The sequence below is a fragment of the Ideonella dechloratans genome (genome assembly GCF_021049305.1).
Taxonomy (GTDB): Bacteria; Pseudomonadota; Gammaproteobacteria; order Burkholderiales; family Burkholderiaceae_C; genus Ideonella; species Ideonella dechloratans.
Window position 1 is genome coordinate 2,579,622 of record NZ_CP088081.1, and the last position, 17,456, is coordinate 2,597,077.

Consider the following 17,456-nt stretch of genomic DNA (forward strand, 5'->3'; position numbering starts at 1 on the left):
CCGGGGCGAATCTGGTCCCATATGGACGAGAAAAAGGCCCTAAGTCGTTGATTTACTTAGGGCCTTGATCGTTTTCACACCTAAGTGTGAGGGTAAGTGGTGGAGCCGGGGGGAATTGAACCCCCGTCCGCAAGCCATCGCCAGGTAGATCTACATGCTTAGCTGACTGATTTGATTCTCGTGCCTTCGGTCGCGCAGCAGCACGCTACCGATGACACCAGCCACTTGATCTCACCTCCTGATGCATGGCCAACCAGGAGACCAGCCCATGTGAATGACCTCTCAGCGCTTGCCTTGCGGCTCACGCCCGGCCCATGGGCCAACCGTTGAGAGGCTCACCGGTGTTAAGCGGCGAGGGCGAAACGTTCGTCGTTCGCAGTTACTTTGTTTCCAGTGGTTTAACGAGCGAACTGGTGCTCGACATGCACTATCCCGACTCCGCACCCACGTCGAAACCAGGTCGGCCCCAGGATGAGCCGTAGTTTAGGCCAGATCCAGCCACTTCAAGAGGGTCTGTGGTGTTTCGATGACCAGATCGGCCCCCCAATCGGTCACCGCCTCTCCCACGCCGAGGTAGCCCCAGGTGACGGCCACGGTGCGCATGCCGGCCGCGCGCCCGGCCTGGATGTCCCGCAGGTCATCGCCCACATAGACGCACTCGCCCGCCGGGACACCCAGCCGGGCGGCCGCCTCCAGCAGCGGCGCGGGGTGGGGCTTGGCGTGGGGCGTGGTGTCGCCGCACACCAGGGCGGCGCTGCGCGCATCCAACCCGAGGCCCTGCACCACCGGCTCGGCAAAGCGGGTGGCCTTGTTGGTGACGATGCCCCAGGGCAGCGACCGGGCTTCCAGTTCACCAAGCAGCCAATGGGCCTGCTCGAACACCCGGGTCTCATCCAGAAAGCGCGCCTGGTACTCTGCCAGAAAGGCATCGCGCAGCGCCTCGAAACCATCGTCCCCCGGCTGGAGCCCGAACCCGGCGCCCACCATGCCACGTGCGCCACTGCCCACCAGCGGACGCAGGGCCTCGTAGGGCAAGGGCGGCAGGCCCTTCAAGGCGCGCAGCCGGTTGAGCGCCCCCGCCAGGTCAGGCGCACTGTCGATGAGTGTGCCGTCCAGGTCGAACAGCAGACCCGCGCAACCGCTCACGCGCTCTTGCGACATGCCACCAGATAGTTGACCGAGGTGTCGGCCGACAGCCAGTAACGCTTGCTCAGCGGGTTGTATTCCATGCCCTTGAAGCCCTCGACCGACAGACCGGCCGCGCGGATGTGCGCCGACAGTTCGCTGGGCTTGATGAAGCGGGCGTACTCGTGTGTGCCCTTGGGCAGCAGTTTGAGCACATGTTCGGCACCCACGATGGCGAACAGGAAGGACTTGGGATTGCGGTTGATCGTGGAGAAGAACACCCAGCCCCCCGGCCGAACGAGTTGGGCGCAGGCGCGAACGACGGAGGCCGGATCCGGCACGTGCTCCAGCATCTCCATGCAGGTCACCACGTCGAAGCTGGCGGGCCGCTCGGTCGCGAGGTCTTCCACCGCCACTTCGCGGTAGGCCAGGTTGTCGACACCCGCCTCCAGAGCGTGCAATTGAGCCACCTTCAACGGCTTTGCGGAGAGATCGATGCCCAGCACCTTGGCCTTGCGACGGGCCATCGACTCGGCCAGGATGCCGCCGCCACAACCCACATCCAGCACCTCAGCATCTTCGAGGCGTGCCTGTGCGGCAATCCAGTCCAGGCGGAGCGGATTGATCTGGTGGAGGGGCGCAAATTCGCCTTCGGCATCCCACCACCGATGGGCCAGCTCTCCGAATTTGTCGAGTTCTTGGGGGTCTGCGTTCACCATGAACGTGATGTTAGCGGCAGAAAAGAAAAAACCCCGCCTGAGCGGGGTTTCGAGCAACAGCCGGAGAGCTGATTACTTGGCGCGGGTACCGACCACTTCGATTTCCACGCGGCGGTTCTTGGCGCGACCTTCGGCGGTCTTGTTCGAAGCCACGGGCTGCTTTTCGCCCTTGCCTTCGGTGTAGACGCGGGTCTTCTCGATGCCCTTGCTCACCAGGTAAGCCTTGACCGAGTCAGCACGCTTGACCGACAGCTTCTGGTTGTAGGCGTCGGAGCCAACGCTGTCGGTGTGGCCGACGGCGATGATGACTTCCAGGTTCATGCCGGAGGTCTTGGACACCAGGTCGTCCAGCTTCTCCTTGGCGGCCGGCTTCAGGGTCGCCTTGTCGAAGTCGAAGAACGCGTCAGCAGCGTAGGTCACCTTTTCGCTGGTCGGCGCGGCGGGCACCGGAGCGGGAGCGGGAGCCGGGGCGGGAGCCGGAGCTGCCACAGGGGCGGGAGCCGGAGCCGGAGCGACCGGAGCAGGCACGCCATCGCAACCCTGAACGCCGGTGGCCGGGGTCCAGTTGCTGTCACGCCAGCACAGTTCGTTGGTGCCGTTCTTCCAGACGGTGCCGTCCGTGGCGCGCCAGTTGTCGACCGACTGGGCCAGAGCGCTCGACAGGGGAGCGGCAAGCGCAGCGGCTGCAAACAGCATCGCCACCTTGTTCAGTTTCTTCATGATTCTCCTCTCAAGGAAAGCCGCAGGTTGTCTGCGATATGTCCAAATCGGAAGCGAGATAAACAGCGAACGGCCCAAGGAAAGGACCGCTTGCCATCGACGACTGATTGTGCCATAGGGCGTCCGATTGCCCGTATTGTGTGCCAGGGCCCGCCCAAAGCGACCAGCCTTGTTGCTCCGGAGCCACAAGAGCCCCGGTTTAGAATCGGCTGTTCGACCTGTTGCGCCCACCTCTGCGTGGCGTCTCTCCGGCCTCGCGTCACATTCCGTTCATGACTTCATTCGCCAAGGAAACCCTGCCCATCAGTCTCGAAGAGGAGATGCGGCGTTCGTATCTGGACTACGCGATGAGCGTCATCGTCGGACGCGCCCTGCCCGACGCCCGCGATGGCCTGAAGCCGGTGCACCGGCGCGTGCTCTTCGCGATGCACGAGCTCAACAACGACTGGAACCGGCCTTACAAGAAGTCGGCCCGTATCGTCGGTGACGTGATCGGTAAGTACCACCCGCACGGCGACACCGCGGTCTACGACACCATCGTCCGGATGGCGCAGGACTTCTCGCTGCGCCACATGCTGGTGGACGGCCAGGGCAACTTCGGCTCGGTGGACGGCGACAACGCCGCGGCCATGCGGTACACCGAAATCCGCCTGGCCAAAATCGCCCATGAAATGCTGGCGGACATCGACAAGGAAACTGTCGATTTCGGTCCGAACTATGACGGTTCCGAGAAAGAACCCCTGGTTCTGCCCACCCGTCTGCCCAATTTGCTGGTGAATGGCTCGGCCGGTATCGCGGTGGGCATGGCCACCAACATTCCGCCGCACAACCTCAACGAGGTGGTGGATGCCTGCCTGCACCTGCTGAAGGCGCCGGACGCGACGCTGGAACAGTTGATGGAAATCATCCCGGCGCCGGACTTCCCGACCGCCGGCATCATCTACGGCGTCAACGGCGTGCGCGAGGGTTACCGCACCGGCCGCGGCAAGGTGGTGATGCGCGCCAAGGTCCACTTCGAGGACATCGACCGTGGCCAGCGGCAGGCGATCATCGTTGACGAGATCCCCTACCAGGTCAACAAGAAGACGCTGCTGGAACGCATCGCTGAGTTGGTGCACGAGAAGAAGCTCGAGGGCATCAGCCACATCCAGGACGAGTCCGACAAGTCCGGCATGCGGGTGGTGATCGAGCTCAAGCGCGGCGAAGTGCCCGAGGTGGTGCTCAACAACCTGTACAAGCAGACCCAGCTGCAGGACACCTTCGGCATCAACATGGTGGCGCTGGTGGATGGCCAGCCCAAGCTGTGCAACCTCAAGCAGCTGCTGGAGATCTTCCTGGAGCACCGCCGCGAGGTGGTGACCCGCCGCACCGTCTATGAACTGCGCAAGGCCCGCGAGCGCGGCCATGTGCTGGAAGGTCTGGCTGTTGCGCTGGCCAACATCGACGAGTTCATCCGCATCATCAAGGAATCGCCCACCCCGCCGGTGGCCAAGATGGCCCTGATGCAGCAGAGCTGGGACTCCTCGCTGGTGCGCGAAATGCTCTCGCGCGCCGAAGGCGAGAACCCCGGCGGTGCGGCCGCCTACCGGCCGGAAGGCCTGCCGATGCACTTCGGCATGCAGGCCGATGGCCTGTACCGCCTGTCGGAAGACCAAGCCGGCGAGATCCTGCAGATGCGCCTGCAGCGCCTGACCGGCCTGGAGCAGGACAAGATCATTGGCGAGTACCGCGAGGTGATGGCCCAGATCGCCGACCTGCTGGACATCCTGGCCAAGCCGGCCCGGGTGACGACGATCATCAGCGAGGAACTCATCGCCCTGCGCCAGGAGTTCGGCCAGACCAAGATCGGCGCGCGCCGCTCGGTGGTCGAGCACAACGTGCAGGAGCTGGGCACCGAGGATCTGATCACCCCCACCGACATGGTGGTGACGCTCAGCCACACCGGCTACATCAAGAGCCAGCCGCTGGCCGAGTACCGCGCCCAGCGCCGTGGTGGCCGCGGCAAGCAGGCCACCGCCACCAAGGAAGACGACTGGATCGACCAGCTCTTCATCGCCAACACCCACGACTGGATCCTGTGCTTCAGCGACCTGGGCCGGGTGTACTGGCTCAAGGTCTGGGAAGTGCCGCAGGGCGGCCGCGCCAGCCGTGGCAAGCCCATCGTCAACATGTTCCCGCTGCAGCCGGGCGAGAAGGTCACCGTGGTGCTGCCGCTGACCGGCGAGTTCCGCAGCTTCCCTGAAGATCACTACGTCTTCATGGCCACCAAGATGGGCACGGTCAAGAAGACGCCGCTGAACGACTTCAGCAACCCGCGCAAGGCCGGCATCATCGCGGTGGGCCTGGACGAGGGCGATTTCCTGATCGGCGCGGCGCTGACCGACGGCAAGCACGACGTCATGCTCTTCAGCGACAGCGGCAAGGCCGTGCGTTTCGACGAGGACGATGTGCGTCCGATGGGCCGCAGCGCCCGCGGCGTGCGCGGCATGATGCTGGAGGACGGCCAGTCGCTGATCGCGATGCTGGTGGCCGAGGACGAGACCCAGTCCGTGCTGACCGCCACCGAGAACGGCTTCGGCAAGCGCACCTCCATCGTCGAGTACACCCGCCACGGCCGTGGCACCAAGGGCATGATCGCCATCCAGCAGAGCGAGCGCAACGGCAAGGTCGTGGCCGCCACGCTGGTGCGCCCGGAGGACGAGATCATGCTGATCACCGACAAGGGCGTGCTGGTGCGCACCCGTGTCGCCGAAATCCGCGAACTGGGCCGTGCCACGCAGGGGGTCACGCTGATCGCCCTGGACGACGGCGCCAAGCTGAGCGGCCTGCAACGCATCGTCGAAAACGATGCAGGCGCCGCCGAAGGCGACGCGAACGGTACGACCGAGGACACTGCCGAATGACTCCCAAGATGACCCGCTGGACCCTCGCCCTGGTGGCAGGCCTGATGCTGACCGGCCTGGCCCAGGCCCAGACCAAGAAGGAACTGATCGCCAAGGTCATCCAGCTGCAGCAACCCTCGGTGGAGAACGTCGCCCGTTCCATCGCCGCCCAGACGGCCCAACAGATTCTGGAAGCCACGGGCCCGGCCGTGGCGCAGCAGCCCGCCGACAAGCGCGAGGCCGTGGCCAAGGACGTGCAAGCCGAGGTGAAGAAGTTCTACGGCGACATCGAGTCCGTCCTGCGCGACCGCGCCGTCAAGCTGGCCCCCACTGCCATGGCGCCGGTGCTGGAAGAGAAGTTCAGCGAGGACGAGCTCAAGCAACTGGTGGCCTGGCTGGAGTCCCCGACCGCCAAGAAATTCAACGAGTCGGCGCCGGTGTTGCTGGAGACCATGCAGCAGAAGCTGGTGGCTGACACACGCGGCACGGTCGAGCCCAAGATCCGCACGCTGGAAGGCACCTTGCGCAAGAAGCTGGGCCTGCCCGCTGCAGCCCCCGCCTCCCCGGCGGCCTCGGCGGCCAAGCCTGCCAAGAAGTAAGCCTTTCCCGTTCGCCACCGCCCCTCAAGCGCATGAGCACGCCGCACCGCCCCTACAACTTCTCCGCCGGCCCGGCCGTCCTGCCTGAAGAGGTGCTGCGCCAGGCCGCCGAGGAGATGCTGGACTGGCATGGCTCGGGCATGAGCGTGATGGAGATGAGCCACCGCGGCAAGGAATTCATCTCCATCTACGAGGACGCGGAACGCACGGTGCGCGCGCTGCTGCAGGTGCCCTCGAACTTCCGCATCCTGTTCATGCAGGGCGGTGGCCTGGGCGAGAACGCCATCGTGCCGATGAACCTCTCCCGGGGCGGCCTGGTGGACGTGGTCGTCACCGGCTCCTGGAGCCAGAAGTCGCTGAAAGAAGCCGGCAAGTACGCCGACGCCCGCGCCGCCGCCAGCAACGAGGCCGACGGCCACCACAGCCTGCCCGCAGCGGCAGGCTGGCAGCTGCGCGAGGGTGCGGCCTACCTGCACATCTGTTCCAACGAGACCATCCACGGTGTCGAGTACCCCGAGCTGCCCGATCTGGCGGCCCTGGGCAGCACGGCCCCGCTGGTGATGGACGCCTCCTCCCACATCCTCTCGCGCCCGATCGACTGGTCCCGCGTGGGCGCGCTGTTCGCCGGCGCGCAGAAGAACATCGGCCCGGCCGGCGTGACCCTGGTCTTCGTGCGCGAGGACCTGCTGGACCGCGCCTTGCCCATCTGCCCCTCGGCCTTCAATTACAAGCTGGTGGCCGAGAACCAGTCCATGTTCAACACCCCGCCGACCTACGGCATCTACATTGCCGGTCTGGTGTTCCAGTGGATCGCGCGCCAGGGCGGGGTGCCCGAAATGGAGCGGCGCGCCATCGAGCGCGCCACCCTGGTCTACAACGCCCTGGACCACAGCGGCGGCTTCTACCGCAACCCGGTGGCACCCGCCGCCCGCTCCCGGATGAACATCCCGTTCTTCCTGGCGGATGAATCGCTCAACGACGCCTTCCTCGCCGGAGCACGCGAGGCGGGCCTGCTGCAACTCAAGGGCCACAAGTCCGTGGGGGGCATGCGCGCTTCTCTCTACAACGCCATGCCGCTCGCCGGTGCCCAGGCACTGGTGGATTACCTCCAAGACTTTGCCCGCCGCCATGGCTGACCCCCAAGCCACCCCGCCCGACGTTCCCGAAGAGCTGTTGGCCCTGCGCCACCAGATCGACACCCTCGACCGCGACCTGCTGGCCCTGATCAACCGCCGCGCGGCCCTGGCCCAGGCCGTCGGCGAGATCAAGAAGAAGGAAGGCTCGGTCGTCTTCCGCCCCGAGCGCGAGGCCCAGGTCATCGATGGCCTGAAGGCCGTCAACCCTGGCCCGCTGAAGACCGAAAGCATCGCCCCCATCTGGCGTGAGGTGATGTCGGCCTGCCGCGCCCTGGAGACCCCCACCCGCGTGGCCTTCCTGGGCCCGGCCGGCACCTTCAGCGAAGAGGCTGCCCTGGGCTTCTTCGGCTCCTCCATCGTGCGGGTGCCCTGCGCCAGCATCGACGACGTCTTCCGCACCACCGCCGCCGGTGCGGCCGACTTCGGCGTGGTGCCGGTCGAGAACTCCACCGAGGGCGTGGTCGCCCGCTCGCTGGACATCTTCCTGACCACCCCGCTGTTCATCATCGGAGAGACCAGCCTCTTCGTGCGGCACAACCTGCTGCGCAAGGAAAACCAGCTCGAGGGCATCGAGGCCGTGGTGGCCCACCCGCAGGCCCTGGCGCAGTGCCACGGCTGGCTGTCGGCCCACCTGCCCCAGGTGGAACGGCGCCCGGTCTCCAGCAACGCCGAGGGTGCCCGTCTGGCGGCCCTGGACCCGAAGCTGGCTGCCATTGCCAGCGCGCGCGCGGGCAGCGAATACGGCCTGCACCTGGTCGCCCCGGCGATCCAGGACGACACCCACAACCGCACCCGTTTCGCCATCGTCACCGACCCGCACCGCCATCCGATGCCCCGCGCCTCGGGCCACGACTGCACCAGCCTGGTCGTCTCGGTGAGCAACCGTCCGGGTGCTGTCCACGACATGCTGGTGCCGCTCAAGCAGCACGGTGTCTCGATGACCCGCTTCGAGTCCCGCCCGGCCCGCTCCGGCCAGTGGGAGTACTACTTCTACATCGACCTGCAGGGCCACCCGGACGACCCGCAGGTGGCCACCGCGCTGCGCGAGCTGCGTGGCGCCTGCGCCTATTTCAAGGTGCTGGGCACCTATCCGCTGGATGTGCACTGACCGATGGCGGCAATGTTCAAGCAACTGGGCCTGATCGGCTGCGGCCTGATGGGGGGCTCCTTCGCCCTGGCCATGAAGCAGGCCGGCCTGGTGGAGCGGGTGATCGGCTACAGCAAGTCGCCCTCCACCACCGAGAAGGCCAAGCAACTGGGCGTGATCGACCAGGCTGCCGAGAGCGCGCTGCTGGCCGTCTCCGGCGCCGACGTGGTGTTGCTGGCGGTGCCGGTGGCGGCCACCGAGTCCACCTTCAAGGCCATCCGCCACCTGGTCAGCCCTGGCACCCTGTTCATGGACGTGGGCAGCACCAAGCGCGATGTGGTGGATGCCGCCCGCCGCGCCCTGAAGGACCGCATCGGCGCCTTCGTGCCGGCCCACCCGATCGCGGGCAAGGAACTCTCCGGCGTGCAGCACGCCGATGCCCAGCTCTACCGCGAGCAGCAGGTCATCCTCACCCCCTTGCCCCAGACCCGGCCGGAGCTGGTCGAGAAGGCGCGTGCCCTCTGGGGGGCGCTGGGTGCACGGGTGCGGGTGATGACGCCGGAGGCGCATGACGCCGCCTTCGCGGCCGTCAGCCACTTCCCACACCTGCTGGCCTTTGCCTACTTCACCGGCATCCTGCAGCAGCAAGAGGCCGAGGAGTTCCTGCGCCTGGCCGGCCCGGGCTTTCGGGACTTCACCCGCATCGCGGCCAGCGATCCGGCGATGTGGCGTGACGTGCTGATCGCCAACCGCGAGGAAATCCTCAAGCAGTCCGAATTCTTCCGTGGCGCCCTGGGCGTGCTGGAGCAGACCCTGAGAGACTGCGAAGGCGATGCGCTGGAGGCGCTGGTCCGCGGCGTGTCCGAAGCACGCAGCCACTGGCGCATGGGTTCCGGCCGCCCACGCTGAAGCCTTTTCTCTCTGACGCCGGCCCGCCGCCTTGCCGGGCCGCTTTTCCTGTCGTCCGCCATGTACACGACCGAATTCCTCGACCTCCCGCCCCTGGTCCGTGCCGGTGGACGCGTGCGCCTGCCCGGCTCCAAGAGCATCTCCAACCGCGTGCTGCTGTTGGCCGGTCTGGCGGCCGGCACCACCGAAGTCCATGACCTGCTGGATTCGGACGATACGCGGGTGATGCTCGACGCGCTGCGTCTGCTGGGCTGTGACCTGCAGCGTGACGGCGATGTTCTGAAAGTCACCGGCCTGGGCGGACAACTGTCGCGCAAGGAGGCCCAGCTCTTCCTGGGCAACGCGGGCACGGCCATGCGCCCGCTCACCGCCGCGCTGGCGGTGCTGGCGGCCAGCCAGGGCGGGCAGTTCCAGCTCTCGGGCGTGGCCCGCATGCACGAGCGCCCGATCGGCGACCTGGTGCAGGCCCTGCGCCAGCTGGGTTGCCCGGTGGCCGACCTGGGTCAGCCCGGCTTCCCCCCGCTGCAGGTGGGCGATGGCGGCGTGCATGCCTTGAACACCGCCGCCCCCATCCGCGTGCGCGGTGATGTGTCCAGCCAGTTCCTCACCGCCCTGCTGCTGGCCCTGCCCCTGGTCACCGCACAGGGCCCGGTGGCCATCGAGGTCGACGGCGAGCTGATCTCCAAGCCCTACATCGACATCACGCTGCGCCTGCTCGCGCGCTTCGGCATCGCGGTGGAGCGCGAAGGCTACCAGCGCTTCGTACTGCCCCAGGGCTCGGCCTACCGCACGCCCGGCCGCATCCATGTCGAGGGCGACGCGTCCTCCGCGTCCTACTTCGTCGCGCTGGGCGCCATCGCGGGCACGGACCAGCCGGTGCGCATCGAAGGCGTGGGGCTGGACTCCATCCAGGGCGACATCCGCTTCGTCGAAGCCGCCCAGGCCATGGGCGCGCAGGTGACGGGCGGCCCGGGCTGGCTGGAGGTGCAGCGCGGCGCCTGGCCGCTCAAGGGCCTGACGCTGGACTGCAACCACATCCCCGACGCGGCCATGACCCTGGCGGTGATGGCGCTCTATGCCGATGGGCCCACCCGGTTGAACAACATCGCGAGCTGGCGGGTGAAGGAAACCGACCGCATCGCCGCCATGGCCGCGGAGCTGCGCAAGCTGGGCGCCACCGTCACCGAGGGCCCCGACTTCATCGAAGTCCAGCCCCTGGCCGGCCCCTGGCAGGCCGCCAGCATCCACACCTACGACGACCACCGCATGGCCATGTGCCTGTCGCTGGCGGCTTTCAACCCGCTGGTGGCGGGTGAACCCGGTGTGCCGGTGCGCATCCTGGACCCCAAGTGCGTGGGCAAGACCTTCCCGGACTACTTCGAGACCCTGTTCGAAGTGGTCACCCCCGCGGCCGACCAAGTGCCCGTGCTGACTGTGGACGGCCCCACCGCCTCCGGCAAGGGCACCCTGGCCAGCGAACTGGCCCGCCGGCTGGGCTTCCACCTGCTGGATTCCGGCGCCCTGTACCGCGCCACCGCCCTGGCGGCCCAGGATGCCGGCGTGTCGTTGGACGACGAGGCACCGCTGGCCGAGCTGGCCGGGCGTCTGGCCCTGCGCTTCGAGGGTCAGCGCGTCTATCTAGCCGGGCGCGACATCACCGACCCGCTGCGCCTGGAATCCACCGGCGGCATGGCCTCCCGGGTGTCGGTGCACCCCGCCGTGCGCCAGGCCCTGCACCAGCTGCAGCTCTCCTTCCGCCGGGCTCCGGGCCTGGTGGCCGATGGACGGGACATGGGCACCGTGGTGTTCCCCGGCGCCTCGCTCAAGGTGTTTCTCACCGCCAGCGTCGAGCAGCGCGCCGAGCGGCGTTATAAGCAGTTGATTTCCAAGGGAGTTTCTGCTAACCTCCCACAGATTCAGTCTGACCTGCGGTTGCGGGATGAGCGGGATGCAAACCGATCGGTTGCGCCCTGCAGGCCGGCTGAAGATGCGATGCTGCTGGACAACTCGGCGATGTCGATCGAAGACTCGGTCGTGCAATGCCTGGACTGGTGGCGGCAACGCAGGCCGTTCTGAGCTGCTCACTCGGTTCGGCTGGGCCCACCGCCCTTCCCTCCTGGCGCGTCCTGTGCCGTCAAGGGCGGTGAATCCGTCAACCTAACCCCCGCGGCCTTGCAAACCGCACAGCTGTCGGCGGCGTCCGCCCGCTGACTCAGGAAATCCCATGTCCCAGACTCAAACCGCCGATTTCGGTGGAGACTCCTTCGCCGCTCTGTTCGAGGAATCGCTGCAGAAGAGCGAAATGCGCTCGGGTGAAGTCATCACCGCCGAGGTGGTGCGCATCGAGCACAGCTTCGTGGTCGTCAATGCCGGCCTGAAGAGCGAAGCCTATGTGCCCATCGACGAATTCAAGAACGACCAGGGCGAAATCGAAGTCCAGGTCGGCGACTTCGTCTCGGTGGCCATCGACGCCGTCGAAAACGGCTACGGCGACACCATCCTGTCGCGTGACAAGGCCAAGCGCCTGGCCTCCTGGCTGTCGCTGGAAACCGCTCTGGAGTCTGGCGACTTCGTGACCGGCACCGTCTCCGGCAAGGTCAAGGGCGGCCTGACCGTTCTGGTCAACGGCATCCGCGCCTTCCTGCCCGGCTCGCTGCTGGACACCCGCCCCGTGAAGGACATGTCGCCCTTCGAGGGCAAGACCATGGAATTCAAGGTCATCAAGCTCGACCGCAAGCGCAACAACGTTGTGCTGTCGCGTCGCGCCGTGGTCGAAGCCTCCATGGGCGAAGAGCGCGCCAAGCTGCTGGAAACCCTGCACGAAGGCGCCATCGTCAACGGCGTGGTCAAGAACATCACCGAGTACGGTGCGTTCGTGGACCTGGGCGGCATCGACGGCCTGCTGCACATCACCGACATGGCCTGGCGCCGTGTCCGTCACCCGAGCGAAGTGGTGACCGTGGGTCAAGAGCTGACCGCCAAGGTCCTGAAGTTCGACGCCGAGAAGAACCGCGTTTCGCTGGGCATCAAGCAGCTGGGCGATGACCCCTGGATGGGCGTGGCCCGTCGCTACCCGACCGGCACCCGCCTGTTCGGCAAGGTCACCAACATCGCCGACTACGGCGCCTTCGTCGAGATCGAGCCGGGCATCGAAGGCCTGGTGCACGTTTCCGAGATGGACTGGACCAACAAGAACGTCGCCCCCTCCAAGGTGGTCACCCTGGGCGAGGAAGTCGAAGTCATGGTCCTGGAAATCGACGAAGACAAGCGTCGCATCTCCCTGGGCATGAAGCAGTGCAAGGCCAACCCCTGGGAAGAGTTCTCGGCCACCGTCAAGCGTGGCGACCGCGTCAAGGGTCCGATCAAGTCGATCACCGACTTCGGCGTCTTCGTGGGCCTGGCTGCCGGCATCGACGGCCTGGTGCACCTGTCCGACCTGTCGTGGCAGGAAGCCGGCGAGACCGCCGTGCGCAACTACAAGAAGGGCCAGGAAGTCGAAGCCATCGTTCTGGGCATCGACGTCGAGCGCGAGCGCATCTCCCTGGGCATCAAGCAGCTGGATGGCGACCCCTTCGCGACCTTCACCTCGGTCAATGACCGCGGCGTGATCGTCAACGGCGTGGTCAAGACCGTCGATGCCCGTGGCGCCGAAGTGCAACTGGCCGATGACGTGATGGGCTACCTGCGCGCCTCCGAAATCAGCCGCGACCGCGTCGAAGACGCCCGCAACGTGCTGAAGGAAGGCGACGAAGTCTCGGTGATGATCGTCAACGTGGACCGCAAGACCCGCAACATCCAGCTGTCGATCAAGGCCAAGGACCAGGCCGACCAGCAGGAAGCCATGCAGCGTCTGTCCGCCGAGAACACCGGCAACGCCGGCACCACCAGCCTGGGCGCCCTGCTGCGCGCCAAGCTGGACCAAGGCAGCAACTGATCGCTGTCCACCGACGCCTGTTCCTCCACCCGTCCCGAGCCCTGTCCTGACCCATGACGCGTTCTGATCTCGTTGCCAAGCTGGCTGAGCGATTTGCCCAACTGACGCAGCGCGACACCGAGTTCGCGGTCAAGACCACGCTCGATGCGATGTCCGACGCCCTGGCGCGCGGGCACCGCATCGAGATCCGGGGCTTCGGGAGCTTCTCGATCAGCCGCCGACCGCCGCGCATGGGCCGCAACCCGCGCTCCGGCGAGAAGGTGACGATCCCCGAGAAGCTGGTGCCACACTTCAAGCCGGGCAAAGCCCTGCGCGAGGGTGTGGATGCCAGCCTGCCGGTGGACAATACGGACGGTCGGTAAGCGCCTGCTCTTCGGGGCAGGCGCCCCTCGGAACACTTCATCGACGCTCGGGCCCTCCCGGGCGTTTTTCATCATGGCCCGCCTCGACGATATTCTTCAGACCCACGACGACAGCGACTGGCAGCACGGCCAGCCAGGTGCCCGAACCCATGCAGTGGAGTCCTCGCTGGAGACCGGGCATGTGCTGGTCTTCCCCGAGTTGCGCTTTGTGCTGAGCGAGGCCGAGCGACGCTTTCTCGACACCCGCTACGCGGACCCGGCCACCAAGAACATCAGCCTGCGAGGCCCCCAGGCCCTGATGCGCGGCGCCGTGGGCAGTGCCGAGGACCTGGTCGAATTGCGGGCCATGCTGATCCGCTTCCGCGACCAGGCCACCGCGCTGGCGCAGCGCCTGTTCCCCCATTACACCGGCAAGCTGCAGGTCGCCAACACCTCCTACCGTCCGATCTCCGTCGAAGGCCGCGAGACCAGCTGGCGCAAGGACGACACGCGCCTGCACGTGGATGCCTTCCCTTCCAACCCGACCCAAGGCGCCCGCCTGCTGCGCATCTTCACCAACGTGAACCCGGGCAGCCAGCCGCGCGTCTGGCGTGTGGGCGAGGACTTCCAGGACTTTGCCCGGACCTTCCTGCCACGCATCAAGCGCCCCCTGCCAGGCTCCGGCTGGCTGCTGGAGACCCTGCACGTCACCAAACAGCGCCGCACCGAATTCGACCACCTGATGCTGGGCCTGCACGACGGCGCCAAGGCCGACATGGCCTGGCAGCGTGACTGCCCGCAACGCGAGGTGGCCTTCGCCCCCGGCACCACCTGGGTGGTGTTCAGCGACCAGGTGCTGCACGCCGTCATGTCCGGTCAGTTCATGATGGAACAGACCTTCTGGCTCTCGCCGGCCGACCAGCAGCAGCCTGACACGTCCCCGCTGCATGTGCTCGAGCGCATGACCGGTCGCCGCCTGGGTCTCGCATGAGCTTGCTGGCCGACCGGGCGCCGGCCCTCGCCCCCCGCCGCATCCTGATCGTTCGGCTGAGCGCGCTGGGCGATGTGGTGCTCAGCTCCGGCCTGATCCCGGCCCTCAAGGCCCGCTGGCCCGAAGCGCGTTTGAGCTGGCTGGTGGATGCCCCTGCCGCACCGCTGCTGGCCCACAACCCGCGGCTGGACGAGCTGCTGGTGCTGCCCCTGGGGCAGTGGAAGCAGCTCTGGCGATCGGGGCGACGGCTGGAGGCATGGCGCGCTTTCCGGACATGGGCCCGCGAGCTGCGCGCGCGCCAATTCGATCTGGTGCTCGATCCACAAGGACTGCTCAAGAGCGGACTGTGCGGCTGGTTCAGCGGCGCGCCGCTGCGGGTCAGCCTGTGGCCCCGAGAAGGCAATCAGTTCTTCGTCCATGACTGCGTGCGCCCAGCCGTTCCGCCTGGTCCCGAGCGCATCATCTCCTTTGAATACTGCGCCCTGGCCGCGGCCGTGGGCGCACCGGATTTCCGCCTTGATCTGGCGGTGGGCCAGGCGCCGCGCCAGCAGGCCATCCAGGTCATGCAGGAGGCGGGCATCCAGGGCCGGCCGGTGGCCATCCTGGCGCCCTTCACCACCCGGCCCCAGAAGCACTGGCTGGAGGAACGCTGGCCTGCACTGGGTGCGGCACTGTGGGAGGCCGGCTACCAGCCCGTGGTGCTGGGGGGACCTGGCGACCGGGAAGCAGCAGACCGCATTGCCGGCCAGGAAGCGCGGCTGGTCAACCTCACGGGCCGACTCAAGCTCGACGAGACCGTCGCGGCCATCGCCCAAAGCCAGCTGCTGATCGGTGTGGACACCGGCCTGACCCACATGGGCATCGCGCTGGGTCTGCCCACCGTGGCGCTGTTCGGCTCCACCGCCCCCTATCTGCACGCCGGCACCCCCCGGGTGCAGGTGCTTTACAAGGCTTTGCCCTGCTCCCCCTGCCACCGTGCCCCGAGCTGCGATGGACAATTCAATTGCATGCGCGATCTGTCCATTCCTGAGGTGATGACAGCGGCCCGTCAGGTCGTCCTGGCCGCGGGCAATGCAACCCAGGCGCCCTGATCCATGCCCATATCATCCGGCTCTCCCGACCCGCGCCCCAGCACCGTGGTGCTCCACCAGTTCGCCGGCATCGGCGATCTGGTCTGGCATGTACCCTACCTCCGGGCCATTGCGGCCCAGAGCCGGGGCGGGCAGATCGCGCTCATCGCCTCGCCATCAACCTTCGCAAGAGAGCTGCTCTCCGGCGAGTCCTGCATCTCTCAGGTCTTCGATTTCGATCGCCGCCCCCGGCGCGCAGAGCGACGCCAAGGACGCCACACCGGCCCGCTGGGCATGCTGCGGATGGCGCGCGAGCTCAAGCCTCATCGCTTCGATCGCATCGTGATCTTCTCCGATCACGTCAACCGCGCAATCCTCGCCCTGATGGCAGGCATCCCCGAACGCATTGGGTTCGGCTTCCACTGGATCGAGCGCCGTCTGCTCAGCCACGGCCCCTATATCCGGCCCTACCGTGGACCGTCTGTGCCCGTGCACAAGAATGCGACGACCCTGGCACTGGCCCACGGCTTCGTCACCGAGCCGGTGGTGCCCAAGCTCCAGCTGCCAGCCGATGCCATTGCCCAACAGGCAGAGACGCTGGCGGCCTTGCCACGCCCGCTCTACACCTTTGCCATCGGTTCTTCCGAGCCCCACAAGCAGTGGGGCTCGGCCCGCTTTGCCGCCTTGGCAACGGCCCTCGCCCAGCGGGGCTGCGGTGTGGTGCTGCTGGGTGGCCCGCCCGAGGCAGGGCTGGCCCAGGACATCGTGGCGAGCATCCCTGCCCCGTTGCGAGGCCAAGTGTTGGCGGCCACGGGCAATACCGTCTTGCAGAGCGCCGCCACGCTGGCCTTGTCCGATGCCAACATCGGCAACGACACGGGTATCACCAACCTTGCTGCGGCCCTGGACCGCCCCAGCTTCGTGCTGCTAGGCAACCGGCCCCTGCTGGACCATGACCCGCTGATGCGGATGCTGCTGGCGCCCGAACCGGATATCCCGAGCCGGCGCCATACCCGGCCTCCCGTGCGGTTGCTTGACATCTCCGTTGCTGACGTACTGGCTCGGCTGGAGCAGGACAACGCCCCCGGCTTCGAGGCCACCGCCCCCAGCCCACCCCGGCCGCTGCCCACAGTCCTCGATCTGCGCGGGCGGGACTTGGCTGAGCAGTGCGCCCTGGCCTGGTGGGCGCAGCAGCGTCACCGGCGCACCGGCCAGCGTTTTGGCCTGCTGCAGTCGAAGGGCCCCTTGCCAGACCTGGCCGCCTGTTTCCCTGATACCTTCGCCCCCCTGCACCCCTCGGACCTCGATGCTGGCGGCTGGTCAGTCTGGCATCCCGGGCCGGTGTGGCTGACCGCCACGAATGCCTTTGCGCAGCATCCGCAGACTGCGGGGCCGCCCCAGTGGCCGGAGGCGGTGCATCAGCAGGCTGTCGCGCTGCGCGCTGCCGCGGAGGGTCGGGCCCGCGTCCTGGTTCACCTGGCGGATGCGGCCTGCCGGCAGGCAGCGCTGTCCACCCTGCAGGCGAAGGGCATGGTGGCCGTGGATGTGTGGAGTGGCCTCACCGGCGATGGCGACTCTCCTTCCCTGCTGGGTGAGATGCTGGCCGGCGATGCCTGGGTGGGCGGCTGCGACGGCCTCGACCATCTCTGGGCACTGATGCGTCCTCGGGCGCCGCAGCTGGCCCTGTCGCAGCGGCCGAAGCGGGAACAAGCATCCTGGGCGACGGTCCAGCGGGGTCTGGGCCTGCCTCAGCCCTGGAGCCGCTGGCCGCTGAACCCGAATCTTTCGCAGGTGGAGACCGCAGCCGAAAGACCCTCCGACGCCGAACTGGCGGCAGGACTTGCGCAGTGGCTCCCCTTGTTGACGAACACCGCCCCCAGCACCGTGTCTGCTCATGCAGCCCGTCCATGAGACCGAACTCCAGTATCCGTCTTCGCTGGTGG

General features: G+C 67.1%; 14 protein-coding genes and 1 other RNA gene. 11 read left to right on the forward strand and 4 right to left on the reverse strand.

Annotated elements, in window-relative coordinates:
- Positions 1-97: 97 nt before the first annotated feature.
- The 4 genes from ssrA to ompA form a co-directional block, all read right to left on the reverse strand.
- Positions 98-468, reverse strand: a transfer-messenger RNA (tmRNA) gene (ssrA, locus tag LRM40_RS12060).
- A gap of 15 nt (positions 469-483) precedes the next feature.
- On the reverse strand, positions 484-1,161 hold the full coding sequence (locus tag LRM40_RS12065) for an HAD family hydrolase (protein ID WP_151123585.1): 678 nt from the start codon (positions 1,159-1,161) through the stop codon (positions 484-486).
- Positions 1,143-1,844 (reverse strand): bifunctional 2-polyprenyl-6-hydroxyphenol methylase/3-demethylubiquinol 3-O-methyltransferase UbiG, encoded by a 702-nt coding sequence (gene ubiG / locus LRM40_RS12070; protein WP_211372965.1) that lies wholly within the window; start codon positions 1,842-1,844, stop codon positions 1,143-1,145. The genes LRM40_RS12065 and ubiG overlap by 19 nt, the downstream gene beginning before the upstream one ends.
- A 72-nt stretch (positions 1,845-1,916) precedes the next feature.
- A complete protein-coding gene (gene ompA / locus LRM40_RS12075) occupies positions 1,917-2,564 on the reverse strand; it encodes an outer membrane protein OmpA (protein ID WP_151123584.1) in 648 nt (215 codons plus the stop codon).
- A gap of 272 nt (positions 2,565-2,836) precedes the next feature.
- Here ompA and gyrA point away from each other — a divergent pair, with 272 nt between their 5' ends.
- The 11 genes from gyrA to LRM40_RS12130 all read left to right on the forward strand — a co-directional run bounded on the left by gyrA (position 2,837) and on the right by LRM40_RS12130 (position 17,424).
- The gene (gene gyrA / locus LRM40_RS12080) at positions 2,837-5,467 is read left to right on the forward strand and encodes a DNA gyrase subunit A (protein ID WP_151123583.1); all 2,631 of its coding nucleotides are present in this window, start codon (positions 2,837-2,839) and stop codon (positions 5,465-5,467) included.
- A complete protein-coding gene (locus tag LRM40_RS12085; RefSeq protein WP_151123582.1) occupies positions 5,464-6,045 on the forward strand; it encodes a DUF2059 domain-containing protein in 582 nt (193 codons plus the stop codon). Before gyrA ends, LRM40_RS12085 begins: the two co-directional genes overlap by 4 nt.
- A gap of 32 nt (positions 6,046-6,077) precedes the next feature.
- Positions 6,078-7,181, forward strand: a complete 1,104-nt coding sequence (serC, locus tag LRM40_RS12090; protein WP_151123581.1) for a 3-phosphoserine/phosphohydroxythreonine transaminase — start codon at positions 6,078-6,080, stop codon at positions 7,179-7,181.
- The gene (pheA, locus tag LRM40_RS12095; RefSeq protein WP_151123580.1) at positions 7,174-8,289 is read left to right on the forward strand and encodes a prephenate dehydratase; all 1,116 of its coding nucleotides are present in this window, start codon (positions 7,174-7,176) and stop codon (positions 8,287-8,289) included. The genes serC and pheA overlap by 8 nt, the downstream gene beginning before the upstream one ends.
- Positions 8,290-8,301: 12 nt before the next feature.
- Positions 8,302-9,177, forward strand: a complete 876-nt coding sequence (locus LRM40_RS12100) for a prephenate dehydrogenase (protein ID WP_151123579.1) — start codon at positions 8,302-8,304, stop codon at positions 9,175-9,177.
- A 60-nt stretch (positions 9,178-9,237) separates the two neighbouring features.
- Complete coding sequence (locus LRM40_RS12105; RefSeq protein WP_151123578.1) at positions 9,238-11,253, forward strand: bifunctional 3-phosphoshikimate 1-carboxyvinyltransferase/cytidylate kinase; 2,016 nt, start codon at positions 9,238-9,240, stop codon at positions 11,251-11,253.
- Positions 11,254-11,401: 148 nt separating this feature from the next.
- Positions 11,402-13,111 (forward strand): 30S ribosomal protein S1, encoded by a 1,710-nt coding sequence (rpsA, locus tag LRM40_RS12110; protein ID WP_151123577.1) that lies wholly within the window; start codon positions 11,402-11,404, stop codon positions 13,109-13,111.
- 53 nt (positions 13,112-13,164) lie between these two features.
- Positions 13,165-13,473, forward strand: a complete 309-nt coding sequence (locus LRM40_RS12115; protein WP_151123576.1) for an integration host factor subunit beta — start codon at positions 13,165-13,167, stop codon at positions 13,471-13,473.
- 73 nt (positions 13,474-13,546) lie between these two features.
- Positions 13,547-14,443 carry a Kdo hydroxylase KdoO gene (kdoO, locus tag LRM40_RS12120; RefSeq protein ID WP_151123575.1) on the forward strand — a complete coding sequence of 299 codons (897 nt, stop codon included), beginning with the start codon at positions 13,547-13,549 and terminating at the stop codon, positions 14,441-14,443.
- Positions 14,440-15,534: a glycosyltransferase family 9 protein gene (locus tag LRM40_RS12125; protein ID WP_151123574.1), complete on the forward strand. Its 1,095-nt coding sequence runs from the start codon at positions 14,440-14,442 to the stop codon at positions 15,532-15,534. Before kdoO ends, LRM40_RS12125 begins: the two co-directional genes overlap by 4 nt.
- A 3-nt stretch (positions 15,535-15,537) precedes the next feature.
- Complete coding sequence (locus LRM40_RS12130; RefSeq protein ID WP_151123573.1) at positions 15,538-17,424, forward strand: glycosyltransferase family 9 protein; 1,887 nt, start codon at positions 15,538-15,540, stop codon at positions 17,422-17,424.
- Positions 17,425-17,456 lie beyond the last annotated feature (32 nt).

Excerpts from the sequence above, each read along its gene's own strand:
- gyrA (WP_151123583.1), top strand. The coding sequence starts at position 2,837 with ATGACTTCATTCGCCAAGGAAACCCTGCCCATCAGTCTCGAAGAGGAG.
- rpsA (WP_151123577.1), top strand. The coding sequence starts at position 11,402 with ATGTCCCAGACTCAAACCGCCGATTTCGGTGGAGACTCCTTCGCCGCT.
- LRM40_RS12100 (WP_151123579.1), top strand. The coding sequence starts at position 8,302 with ATGTTCAAGCAACTGGGCCTGATCGGCTGCGGCCTGATGGGGGGCTCC.
- ubiG (WP_211372965.1), bottom strand. The coding sequence starts at position 1,844 with ATGGTGAACGCAGACCCCCAAGAACTCGACAAATTCGGAGAGCTGGCC.
- LRM40_RS12125 (WP_151123574.1), top strand. The coding sequence starts at position 14,440 with ATGAGCTTGCTGGCCGACCGGGCGCCGGCCCTCGCCCCCCGCCGCATC.
- LRM40_RS12130 (WP_151123573.1), top strand. The coding sequence starts at position 15,538 with ATGCCCATATCATCCGGCTCTCCCGACCCGCGCCCCAGCACCGTGGTG.
- LRM40_RS12065 (WP_151123585.1), bottom strand. The coding sequence starts at position 1,161 with ATGTCGCAAGAGCGCGTGAGCGGTTGCGCGGGTCTGCTGTTCGACCTG.
- LRM40_RS12115 (WP_151123576.1), top strand. The coding sequence starts at position 13,165 with ATGACGCGTTCTGATCTCGTTGCCAAGCTGGCTGAGCGATTTGCCCAA.
- serC (WP_151123581.1), top strand. The coding sequence starts at position 6,078 with ATGAGCACGCCGCACCGCCCCTACAACTTCTCCGCCGGCCCGGCCGTC.
- kdoO (WP_151123575.1), top strand. The coding sequence starts at position 13,547 with ATGGCCCGCCTCGACGATATTCTTCAGACCCACGACGACAGCGACTGG.
- LRM40_RS12085 (WP_151123582.1), top strand. The coding sequence starts at position 5,464 with ATGACTCCCAAGATGACCCGCTGGACCCTCGCCCTGGTGGCAGGCCTG.
- LRM40_RS12105 (WP_151123578.1), top strand. The coding sequence starts at position 9,238 with ATGTACACGACCGAATTCCTCGACCTCCCGCCCCTGGTCCGTGCCGGT.
- ompA (WP_151123584.1), bottom strand. The coding sequence starts at position 2,564 with ATGAAGAAACTGAACAAGGTGGCGATGCTGTTTGCAGCCGCTGCGCTT.
- pheA (WP_151123580.1), top strand. The coding sequence starts at position 7,174 with ATGGCTGACCCCCAAGCCACCCCGCCCGACGTTCCCGAAGAGCTGTTG.